Raw genomic sequence first — 11400 nt, 5'->3', positions numbered from 1 at the left:
CCGAGTGGTGGGGCAAGAGCGTTTTGCTTACTTTTGCGCTCTTCAAAAGTGAGCCGCTGTAAGAGCGGAACCAATAGTCGCCGTTACGAAAATAACGGATATACACCCAGCCCAACTCCCCCCCCAACACAAATGTCGCATCTGAAATCAGGTCAGACTCTCGTCAATCACCAACACCAGCTTCCCTGAAATCCGATTAGTCGCCAGCTCCGCAAACGCAGCCTCGGCATCCTTGATCGGAAACGTCCTGGCCAGTTGCGGACTCAAGCGCCCCTCGGCAAACAACGGCCAAACATGCTGGCTCAAGTCACTGAACAAGTCAGCCTTGAACTGATCATCCCGACTGCGCAACGTCGACCCCAACACCTGCACACGCTTGGCCAACACCTGCGCCAGATCGATCTGCGCCTCACGCCCCCCCATCAACCCAATCAACACCCAGCGCCCATCACGCGCCACCAGCTTGAGATTCAGCGCCGCGTAATTCCCCCCCACCGGGTCAAGAATCACATCGAACGGTCCAAAATCCCTCAAGCCCTCGATGCCGTCAGTACGTACCACACCCCCCTGAGCCCCCAGCGCTTCACAGTACGCAAGGCGATCCGCCGACCCCACGCTGACCCAACACGGGCTGCCAAACGCCTTGCACAACTGAATCGCCGCCGAGCCCACCCCACTGGCACCGGCATGCAACAACACCTTCTCGCCGGGCTTGAGGCCAGCCAACTGGAACAGGTTCAACCACGCGGTGCTGTACACCTCGGGCAACCCGGCCGCTTCGACCAGGGATACGCCCTCCGGCACCGGCAATACGTGACGCGCATCCACCACCACTTCTTCAGCCATCCCGCCGCCAGCCAGCAAGGCGCAAACCCGATCACCCACTTGCCACGACGAACCGGCGCCGACTTCGCTGATCACCCCGGAACACTCCAGGCCCAGCACCTGGCTGGCACCGGGAGGTGGCGGATAAAGCCCCGAACGCTGTAATAAATCGGCGCGATTCAGGCCCGCAGCCGCCACGCGAATGCGTACTTGGCCTACATCGCATGTAGGACTTGGCTCTTCTTGCCACTCCACATGACCTTCAACGCCTTGCAATGCTTTCACAGTGCCTCCATAGTGAGTCTGGACTGAGCCCGTTGCTGTAGCGTCGGGCTTTTTGCATTATGCGACCGGCCCATATGGAACCGGCGACTTCAAAGACGGCCTAATATGCGTTATCAATTGCCCCCGCGTCGAATCAGCATGAAGCATTTGTTCCCCAGCACCGCCCTCGCTCTTTTTATCGGTATCGGCCTTTTGCCGCTGTCGAGCAATACGTTCGCAGCCAACAGCTGGGACAACCTTCAGCCTGATCGCGATGAGGTGATTGCCAGCCTTAACGTCGTCGAGTTGCTCAAGCGCCACCATTACAGCAAGCCGCCGTTGGACGACGCTCGTTCGGTGATCATTTACGACAGCTACCTCAAGCTGTTGGATCCCTCGCGCAGCTATTTCCTGGCCAGCGACATCACCGAGTTCGACAAGTGGAAGACGCAGTTCGACGACTTCCTCAAGAGCGGTGACCTACAGCCCGGCTTCACCATCTACAAGCGCTACCTGGACCGCGTCAAAGCGCGTCTGGACTTCGCCATTGGTGAGCTGGACAAAGGTGTCGACAAGTTCGACTTCACCAAGAAAGAGACCTTGCTGGTTGACCGCAAGGACGCTCCTTGGCTGACCACCGAAGCCGAGCTGGACGACCTGTGGCGCAAGCGCGTCAAGGATGAAGTCCTGCGCTTGAAGATCGCCGGCAAAGAGCCGAAGGCCATCCAGGAACTGTTGACCAAGCGCTACAAGAATCAGCTGGCACGTCTGGATCAGACCCGTGCCGAAGATATCTTCCAGGCCTACATCAACACCTTCGCAATGTCCTACGACCCGCACACCAATTATCTGTCACCAGATAACGCGGAAAATTTCGATATCAACATGAGTCTGTCGCTGGAAGGCATCGGTGCCGTCCTGCAAAGCGATAACGACCAGGTGAAGATCGTGCGTCTGGTGCCGGCAGGTCCGGCCGACAAGACCAAGCAGGTTGCCCCGGCCGACAAGATCATCGGTGTGGCCCAGGCCGACAAAGAGATGGTCGACGTGGTCGGCTGGCGCCTGGATGAAGTGGTCAAGCTGATCCGCGGGCCGAAAGGCAGCGTGGTGCGCCTGGAAGTGATTCCGCACACCAACGCACCGAACGACCAGACCAGCAAGATCGTGTCCATCACCCGTGAAGCGGTGAAACTCGAAGACCAGGCCGTCCAGAAGCAAGTCCTCAACCTCAAGCAGGATGGCAAGGACTACAAGCTCGGCGTGGTGGTGATCCCGGCGTTCTACCTGGACTTCAAAGCGTTCCGCGCCGGTGATCCGGACTACAAGAGCACCACCCGCGACGTTAAGAAAATCCTCACAGAATTGCAGAAGGAAAAAGTCGACGGCGTGGTCATCGACCTGCGCAACAACGGCGGCGGTTCCCTGCAGGAAGCCACCGAGCTGACCAGCCTGTTTATCGACAAGGGTCCGACCGTGCTGGTGCGTAACGCTGACGGCCGTGTCGACGTGCTGGAAGACGAGAACCCGGGTGCCTTCTACAAAGGGCCGATGGCGTTGCTGGTCAACCGCCTCTCGGCATCCGCCTCGGAGATTTTTGCCGGCGCGATGCAGGACTACCACCGTGCGCTGATCATCGGCGGCCAGACCTTCGGCAAAGGCACCGTGCAGACCATCCAGCCGCTGAACCATGGCGAGCTGAAACTGACCCTGGCCAAGTTCTACCGGGTTTCCGGGCAGAGCACCCAGCATCAGGGCGTACTGCCGGACGTCGATTTCCCGTCGATCATCGACACCAAGGAAATCGGCGAGAGCGCCCTGCCCGAGGCGATGCCGTGGGACACCATCCGTCCTGCGATCAAGCCTGCGGTAGACCCGTTCAAACCGTACATCGCAGAGTTGAAAGCTGATCACGAAGCCCGCTCCGCCAAGGATGCCGAGTTCATCTTCATCCGCGACAAACTGGCCCTGGCCAAGAAGTTGATGGAAGAGAAAACCGTCAGCCTGAACGAAGCCGACCGTCGTGCGCAGCACACCGACATCGAGAATCAGCAACTGGTGCTGGAGAACGCCCGCCGCAAGGCGAAAGGGGAAGCCCCACTCAAGGAGCTGAAGAAAGAAGACGAAGACGCGATCGCCGCCGAGCCTGATAAAACCAAGCCGGAAGATGATGCCTACCTGAGCGAGACCGGGCGCATCCTGCTGGACTACTTGAAAATCAGCAAGACGGTGGCCAAGCAGTAAATGATGGCGATTTAATGTGAACGCTCCTCGGAGTGTCATCAAATAGACATCATTCTGTCGTGAAATGAAGGACCTGCCAAAGCAGGTCCTTTTTTTTCGACCCGAGAAAATCATGACCATGACCGAACAGCTGAATGCATTGGGCTCAATCCTGGCTCAAGGCAGTTTGCACAGCCTGTTCCAACCCATCATTTCCCTGTCTGAACGACGCGTCATCGGTTATGAAGCCCTCAGTCGCGGCCCGTCCAACAGCCCGTTGCACTCCCCTGTCGCACTGTTCTCCGTGGCCCGTCACGCCGGGCGTCTCAGTGAGCTGGAGATGGTCTGCCGGGAAAGTGCCTGCCGGCGGTTCAGCGAGCAGAAACTGCCGGGCAAGCTGTTTCTCAATGTCTCACCCGAATCCCTGCTGGAGACCGCCCACCAGCCCGGCCGTACCCTGCAACTGCTCAGCGACTTCGGCATCCCGCCCAGCCAGGTGGTGATCGAACTGACCGAGCAAACCCCGACCGACGATTTTCAACTGCTGCAAACCGCGCTGCACCACTACCGCGCCATGGGCTTTTCGATTGCCCTGGATGACCTGGGTGCCGGTTATTCCAGCCTGCGGCTGTGGTCGGAGCTGCGCCCGGACTACGTGAAGATCGATCGACACTTTATCGACGGCATCCACCAGGACGCCCTCAAGCGCGAGTTTGTCGGCTCCATCCTGCAAATCGCCAAGGCCTCCCGGGCCCAGGTCATCGCCGAAGGCATCGAGTTGCCGGAAGAGTTGGCGGTGCTCACGGAAATGGGCGTTGACCTGGTGCAGGGCTACCTGCTCTGCCGCCCCCAGGAACACCCGCCGCAGGAAGCGCGGTTGATGCTGCCCAAGCCCGACAACGCCAACGTCGCGCTGAACGACGAAGGCAGCGACCTCAGCGCCCTGCTCAACGAACAACCGGCCGTGGGCCAGCACACTGCCACGGCGCAGGTTTTGGAAGCCTTCCGGCGCCAGGCCAACCTCAATTCCCTGGCGGTGCTGGATGAGCGTGGCCACCCGATTGGCATCGTGCACCGGCACTCGCTGTCAGATGCGCTGCTCAAGCCGTTCGCCACCGATCTGTTCGCCCGCAAGCCCATCAGCCGGTTAATGAGCGATGACTTTCTCGCGGTGGAACTGAGCCAGTCCTTGCAGCAGGTCAGCCGCCTGCTCACCAGTCGCGCACGCCAGCGGATCGAGGAAGATTTCATCATCACCCTCAACGGCGATTATCTGGGGCTGGGCCGGGTGATCGATGTGCTCAAGCTGATTACCGAGCTGAAAATCCAGCAGGCACGCTATGCCAACCCGCTGACCTTGCTGCCGGGCAACGTCCCCATCCAGCAGTGCCTGACGCGGCTGTTGCAGCAACAACGCGAGTCTGTGATCTGCTACGTCGATATCGACAGTTTCAAGCCATTCAACGATATCTACGGCTATGGCCGGGGCGATGAAGTGCTGCTGTGCCTGGCGCAATGCCTGAACGACCGGGTAGACCCCAGCCGCGACTTCGTCGGGCATATCGGCGGTGATGACTTTTTGCTGGTGCTGGGGCCGCAGGATTGGCGCAAGCGGCTGAACCAGCTGCTGGACGACTTCCACACCCAGTGCCGGCGCTTCTATCGCAGCGAGCATCTGGACGCGGGCTGTTTCGTTGCACTGAACCGCCAGGGCGTGCGCCAGGAGTTTGCGCTGCTGTCGCTGTCCATCGGCGTGGTGCATTTGTATCCACAGGCCTGTGGACAACTCGATGCCAGCCAGTTGGCGGAACTGGCCTCGCAAGCCAAGCACCACGCGAAGAACGTGGCGGGCTACAGCATTCATGTGATTGACAGCCTGGAGTTGGGCCAGGCAGAACCGCAGCCGCTCTAGATCAGAGTTGCTCCAGGCGCATCTGCGCCAACGGGTGCCCGGCTCGGGCGGCGATTTTCCACCAGCGTGCCGCTTCCAGCGGATCAGGCGCCTTGCCAAGGCTGCCCGCAAAGCTCAACACCCCAATCTGGTAGGCCGCCTTGCCGTCGCCGGCCAGGGCCGCCAGCCGCAACAGTCGCACGCCTTCTTCACGGGCGCCAAGGCCCTTGCCACGAAACGTCAGGATATGTCCGTAGAAACTCTGTGCTCCTACGTCGCCCAGATTGGCCATGCGCGCGAACTGGCCTTCAAGCCACTGCCAGCCACGCGGCTGTCGCACGAACCAGGACCAATGAAACAACTTGCGCGCCAGCCAGTAACTGGCATACGCCTTGAGCTTCCAGAACACTACGCCTCCGCTGACTCGGGATAATCGTATTCAAATACTCGAACCACTTCGGATGCGTGCCACGACGCTGCGGCCACGCCATCGGACGGCCCGCAGAAGCGCCCGAGACGCTCCACACATTCAAAGAAACCGGTACGTGGCAGGCGACTGGCGCCCTGGCTGATCACCAGGGAACTGCGCAGTGGTTGGTCGGCCTTGGCATCCAGCGCCGCCAGGTGCTCCAGCGCAGCCGTCAGGGTCTGCATGGCCGGCGTGGGAAATTGCAGGCGCTCCAGCAAGGCGCGGTAGGTCAAGAGGTGGCGCTGTCGGCGCGCCTGGTCCAGCTCGTTGAGTAACCCATCCCAATGTTGACGGCTGATGCGTACGCTCACGTTTCGTCCCTCCAACCTGCAACGCCAAGTTCCCAGGCCAGGCTGCGGCGGATGGCAGCGTCCGGCTGGCGTTCACCGCTTTCGATCAGGCCCAGGTAAGACGGGCTGATGCCCACTGTGCGCGCCAGAACCTCGATGGCCAGGCCCTTGGCCTCGCGCAGGCTTCGCAGCTGCTCCAGGGGGCGCAGATCCGGCTCGGCAGTGGCTTGGCTAATGGTCGAAGCGGGAGGCGTTGGCTGTTGCTGACCGGCAGCTTTTAACAGCGCCTGATACTGAGCCCATGGCAGAACCGCATATTCGGGCTCGCCATCCTTTGTAATTATCTGAATATCCATGACTGCCCCGTAGGATCACAACACTTACTTCGTAAGTACTTTCCTTAGGAGTGTAATCCTAACAGCCACAAAGAGCGCAGGGGGATATTCCCAAGGTTCAGTTTTTTTTCAGGTGTTCTTGCGTAAGCAGCTGAGGCGTCGCAGGAAGGCGCTCAACCACCGCAAGTTTCTCGGGGAGCTGACGCTCGCGCCAGGCGCGAAAGGCGCTCAGTTCGCCGTCGAGGGTCTTCATGACCCACGCCAGCACAGCAATGTCGTCGAGCATGCCGAACACCGGGATAAAGTCCGGGATCGCGTCAATCGGGCTCAGGAAGTACATCAACCCTGCCACTACCGAAATCAGCGCCTTGGGGCTGATGGCCCGGTACTCGCCGCGCCAGTAGGCCAGGCACAAGGCCTGGAGCAGCTTGAGGTCGTCCTTGAGCTTGCCCAGCCGGTTGCCCTGGCTCGAGCCTTTGGCGGCGACCGCGAACAGCAACGTCGGCAAGCGCCCACGGCCAAGCAGGCGAGCAGCCATGGGCAGGAAGCGGGTGAAATTAAACGGGGCTTTCATCGTCACTCCAGTTCCAGGCGACAGAAAAGGTTATCCACACAAATTGTGGATAACCTTGTGAACAGAGCCTATTTTCCAGGCTGAAAGCCACGTAATACAAGGCCTACAGTCAGATCGGGCGTTTTTTGCGCACATAAAAAAAACCCAAGAATTCATTGACTTGGAGATAATCTGCGTCTACCCGTACTCGGGTCTTTTATCAGACTGCTCTAGCCCGCATGGGTTCGGTTGAATTTGCCCTGGATTCAGCTGATCGTTCCCACGCTCTGCGTGGGGATGCCGCCTGTGGCGCTCCGCGCTTGCTGTTAGCGCTAGGCTTGAGCTATGCGCAATGGTGACGCAGAGCGTCACGGGATGCATTCCCACGCAGAGCGTGGGAACGATCGCAGAGCGTGGGAACGATCGCACGGGCCAGAAACAACAACGCCCCGTCGAGACGGGGCGTTGTGTGTTCAGGCGCTGATTACTTCTTGGCAGCAGGAGCCGCCGGTGCGTCAGGAGCGTCTGCCTTGGACGGGTCCTTGATGGCCAGCAGTTCCAGGTCGAATACCAGCACGGAGTTGGCTGGAATCGCCGGGCTCGGGCTCTGCGCGCCGTAGGCCAGGTCGGACGGGATGTACAACTCGACCTTCTCGCCAACGTGCATCAGTTGCAGGCCTTCGACCCAACCTGGAATCACGCCGCTGACCGGCAGGTCAATCGGGCTGCCGCGATCCACGGAGCTGTCAAAGGTGGTGCCGTTGGTGAGCTTGCCGGTGTAGTGAACAGTCACTACGTCGGTAGGCTTGGGTTGAGCACCGTCGGCTTTCTTCACGATCTTGTATTGCAGACCGGAAGCAGTGGTGACAACGCCGTCTTTCTTGGCGTTTTCTTCGAGGAATTTCTTGCCGGCAGTTGCCGACTCTTCGCTCATCTTGGCCATACGCTCTTCAGCACGTTTTTGCAGTGCGGCGAAGGCTTCGACCAGCTCGTCGTCTTTCAGCTTCTGTTCTTTCTTGCCGACGGCATCTTCGATGCCTTGGGCTACCGCTTTGGAGTCCAGGTCATCCATACCTTCTTGAGCAAGGCTTTTGCCCATGTTCAGGCCGATACCGTAGGAAGCTTTTTGCGCCGGGGTTTTCAGCTCTACGCTGGTTTGCGAATCACAACCCGCAAGTACCAGGCTAACCAGGGCCACCGCCGCCGCCAACCGATGCTGTTTCATGCTATTTCCTTGTTCGTGTGCCAAAAGGGCATTCGAGTAAAGTCGCGAGCTTATCAGGCGGCCACGACCAATGGCTACCGGCATGTGAGCAGGAAACTTCTGATAAGTTCACGTGTTTAAAAGCATTTTCATTCAATCCAGGGCCCTGCAACGGACGGCAGCAGCGCTGGAACGAGACTCATGGCCACTTGCCGCACTGCTGGCCTGATGGCATAAGAACGCTACAACTCGACAAGGATAGTTATCTTGCGCATTTTTTCCCGTGTTTTGCTGATGATTTTCATACTGCTGGGCCTGGTCCTGGCGGTGGTGCTCTATTACGTGGTCAACCCGAAGCTGCCGGTCTACGTGCCGGTGGAACAGGTGCACTACCAGGATCAATGGAGCGCCGCAGATCGCCAGACCTACTATTTCACGCCCCAGGGCACCCAGGTCAAGGGCCTGCGTTATGCCTGGTTTACCGCACTGGAACTGCCGTTCTCCGAACAGCGTTTCGCCACGCCCGAGTACCTGGCGCGCTTCGGTTTCCTGGTAGATCCCAGGCAAGTGCCGACTGCACAAAACCCCGGCAACCTGCCGGTGGGTTTCGCCCGGCATAAAAATACTGGCAGCAATGATGAGTTTCTCGACATCACCTGCGCCGCCTGCCACACCGGCCAGTTGAACTTCAAAGGCCAGGGCCTGCGGATCGACGGTGGCCCGGCGCAACATGTGCTGCCGTCCAGCGTGCCGACCCTGCGCGGCGGCAGCTTCGGCCAGGCACTGGTCGCCAGCCTGGCCTCGACCTACTACAACCCGTGGAAATTCGAGCGCTTTGCCCGCACCGTGCTGGGCCATGACTACGACGACCAGACCGCAGCGCAACTGCGCCAGGACTTCAAGAAGTCCCTGAACAACTTCCTCAAAGTTGCCTGGAACGACACCCACCGTGGCCTCTACCCCACCGAAGAAGGCCCGGGCCGCACCGACGCCTTTGGCCGTATCGCCAACGCCAGCTTCGGCGACGCCATTTCCCCCGACAACTACCGCATCGCCAACGCCCCGGTGGACTACCCGCAACTGTGGGACATCTGGACCTTCGACTGGGTGCAATGGAATGGCTCGGCCCAACAACCCATGGCCCGCAATATCGGCGAAGCCCTGGGCGTCGGCGCCACCCTGGACTTCTTCGACAGCGCCGGCCAGCCGCTCCAGGGCGATGCGCGCTACGCCTCCAGCGTGCGGGTTCGCGACCTGAATACCATCGAAGAAACCCTGCAACGGCTCAAGCCACCCACCTGGCCCGAAGACCTGTTCGGCGCCATCGACAAACCGCTGGCCGCCCAGGGTCGCGCACTGTTCGCGGAAAACTGCGCCGCCTGCCACGTGCCAGCGGTGTCCCAGGTCGATGGCCGCCCGGTGCGACAATTGAAAATGCTCCCGGTGGAGGTGATCGGCACCGACCCCGCTACTGCCAACAATATCGCTGACCACCGCTTCGACCTCAGCGCCCTGCAATGGGACCCGGCGGAGTTGGCGAAAATGAACGTCGAACTGCACCCCACGCCCACCGAGCCGCTGGACCTGCGCAGCCTCTCTTCAGCCAAAGGCCTGGCCTACATCACCGCCTTTGTCGAAGACCACGCCTACCGTGCCGCCGGTGTGACACCTGCCGAACGCCCGCGCCTGGACGGCTTCGGCCTGCCGATCGGCGTACGCGAATTGCGTGCCTACAAGGCACGGCCCCTGGCCGGGGTGTGGGCGACACCGCCGTTCCTGCACAACGGCTCGGTGCCGACGATCTACCAATTGCTCTCGCCTCAGGACGAGCGCAGCCCGACCTTCTATAAAGGCACCTTCGAATACGACCCGCGCCACCTGGGCTATCAAACCGCCGCGTTCCCCAACGCGTTCCTGTTCGATACGCGCATCACCGGCAACCACAACAGCGGCCACGAATTCCGTGCCGGGCAGCGTGGCAACGGGGTGATTGGCCGAGGCTTGCTGCCCCAGGAACGCTGGGCGCTGCTGGAATATTTGAAAGTGCTGGGCGGCCCGCTGGAACAGCAACTGCCCTGACCCAACCGACTTCGCAGAAAAGGATTTTTAAATGCTCGCTCGACTTTGGCTGCGCCTCGGCGCGTTTCTCGGCAAGACCCTGTTGTGGCTGGTGGGCCTGGGCCTGCTGGGCTGGTTGCTGTCCACCCTGTGGTTTGCCTGGCAGCACAGCGGCCCGGTATCGCCGGATGAACAGATCCCGCCGGGTGAAGCGGCCATGACCCAGGGCATCATCCAGACCGCCGTGCGCATCGTCGACCAACACCGCGAAGGCACGCGTTACCTGCGGGATGCGCATGCCAAGGCCCATGGCTGCGTGAAGGCCGAGGTCAGCGTACTGGCGGACCTCGACCCGGCCCTGCGCCAGGGCGTGTTCGCCGAGCCGGGCAAGACCTGGCAGGCGATGATGCGACTGTCCAACGGCAATGCGTATCCGCAGTTCGATAGCATCCGGGATGCCCGGGGGATGGCGATCAAGTTGCTGGACGTGCCAGGCAAACAGCTGCTGGCGGATCAGCAGGCGCGGGGTGAGCAGGACTTTGTGATGTTCAGCCATCCGAACTTTTTCGTCAGTGATGTGGCGGAGTATGCGCAGAACATTTCGGCTCAGGCCGATGGCAAGAAAGTCATGGCGTTTTTCCCCGGGGTGGATCCGCGCAGTTGGCAGGTGCGGCATTTGTTTATCGCGCTGGCGACGTTGGCGCCGCCGCCGGTGAGTCCTACGCAGACGACGTATTTCTCGGTGTCGCCGTATAAGTTTGGGGCGGCGAATGCGAAGTTTCGGGTGGCGCCGGATCCCCAGGGGTGTCCTGCGTATGTGCTGCCCAAACAGAATCAGGACCTGCCGAACTTTTTGCGCAGTGCGTTGAATCAGCAACTGTCGACGGACCGGGTGGCGGCGTGTTTTGTGTTGCAGATTCAGCGGCAGAATCCGCAGAAGTTCATGCCGATCGAGGACACCAGCATTGAATGGAAAGAGAGTGATGCGCCGTTTGAGACGGTGGCCAAGGTGGTGATTCCGGCGCAGGATTTTGATACGCCGGCGTTGAATCTGGCTTGTGATAATCAGTCGTTTAATCCGTGGTTTGGGGTGGAGGCGCATCGGCCGATTGGGGGGATTAATCGGTTGCGTAAGGCGGTGTATGAGGCGGTCAGTGATTATCGGCATAGCCGGAATTTGTAGCTCCGCGGTATTGGGTGCATATCCGTTGCTGCGGTTATGGCCGCTATTGGTTCCGCTCTTACAGCGGCTCACTTTTGAAGAGCGCAAAAGTAAGCAAAACGCTCTTGC

At 60.2% G+C, this 11400-nt stretch carries 10 protein-coding genes; 4 read left to right on the top strand and 6 right to left on the bottom strand.

Annotated elements, in window-relative coordinates:
• Window positions 1-147: 147 nt before the first annotated feature.
• Window positions 148-1110, bottom strand: a complete 963-nt coding sequence (locus tag AC3WKX_RS33385; protein WP_087694978.1) for a zinc-binding dehydrogenase — start codon at window positions 1108-1110, stop codon at window positions 148-150.
• A gap of 138 nt (window positions 1111-1248) precedes the next feature.
• Between AC3WKX_RS33385 and AC3WKX_RS33380 the strand changes: the two genes are divergently transcribed.
• Window positions 1249-3330: a carboxy terminal-processing peptidase gene (locus AC3WKX_RS33380; protein ID WP_023659269.1), complete on the top strand. Its 2082-nt coding sequence runs from the start codon at window positions 1249-1251 to the stop codon at window positions 3328-3330.
• A gap of 112 nt (window positions 3331-3442) precedes the next feature.
• The gene (locus AC3WKX_RS33375; protein ID WP_023659268.1) at window positions 3443-5221 is read left to right on the top strand and encodes a bifunctional diguanylate cyclase/phosphodiesterase; all 1779 of its coding nucleotides are present in this window, start codon (window positions 3443-3445) and stop codon (window positions 5219-5221) included.
• A 1-nt stretch (window position 5222) separates the two neighbouring features.
• Here the strand turns inward: AC3WKX_RS33375 and AC3WKX_RS33370 are convergent, their stop codons facing one another.
• The 5 genes from AC3WKX_RS33370 to bamJ all read right to left on the bottom strand — a co-directional run bounded on the left by AC3WKX_RS33370 (window position 5223) and on the right by bamJ (window position 8072).
• A complete protein-coding gene (locus tag AC3WKX_RS33370) occupies window positions 5223-5609 on the bottom strand; it encodes an SEL1-like repeat protein (protein WP_102606421.1) in 387 nt (128 codons plus the stop codon).
• Complete coding sequence (locus tag AC3WKX_RS33365) at window positions 5609-5980, bottom strand: hypothetical protein (protein ID WP_003211116.1); 372 nt, start codon at window positions 5978-5980, stop codon at window positions 5609-5611. The genes AC3WKX_RS33370 and AC3WKX_RS33365 overlap by 1 nt, the downstream gene beginning before the upstream one ends.
• Entirely contained in the window at window positions 5977-6315 is a 339-nt protein-coding gene (locus AC3WKX_RS33360; RefSeq protein WP_003211117.1) for a helix-turn-helix domain-containing protein, read from the bottom strand. The genes AC3WKX_RS33365 and AC3WKX_RS33360 overlap by 4 nt, the downstream gene beginning before the upstream one ends.
• Window positions 6316-6412: 97 nt before the next feature.
• Window positions 6413-6868 (bottom strand): YkvA family protein, encoded by a 456-nt coding sequence (locus AC3WKX_RS33355; RefSeq protein ID WP_003211120.1) that lies wholly within the window; start codon window positions 6866-6868, stop codon window positions 6413-6415.
• 463 nt (window positions 6869-7331) lie between these two features.
• The gene (bamJ, locus tag AC3WKX_RS33350) at window positions 7332-8072 is read right to left on the bottom strand and encodes a BamJ family beta-barrel-assembly machinery protein (RefSeq protein WP_003211122.1); all 741 of its coding nucleotides are present in this window, start codon (window positions 8070-8072) and stop codon (window positions 7332-7334) included.
• Between the two features lie 246 nt (window positions 8073-8318).
• Between bamJ and AC3WKX_RS33345 the strand changes: the two genes are divergently transcribed.
• Both AC3WKX_RS33345 and AC3WKX_RS33340 read left to right on the top strand, forming a co-directional pair.
• Window positions 8319-10130, top strand: coding sequence for a di-heme-cytochrome C peroxidase (locus tag AC3WKX_RS33345; RefSeq protein ID WP_102606422.1), 1812 nt, complete (start codon window positions 8319-8321; stop codon window positions 10128-10130).
• Between the two features lie 31 nt (window positions 10131-10161).
• Complete coding sequence (locus AC3WKX_RS33340; protein ID WP_003211127.1) at window positions 10162-11292, top strand: catalase family protein; 1131 nt, start codon at window positions 10162-10164, stop codon at window positions 11290-11292.
• Window positions 11293-11400 lie beyond the last annotated feature (108 nt).

The sequence above is a fragment of the Pseudomonas sp. GP01-A4 genome (assembly GCF_058780865.1).
Note: the sequence above shows the minus strand (reverse complement) of the source record. Positions and strands in the feature narration are given on the sequence as shown.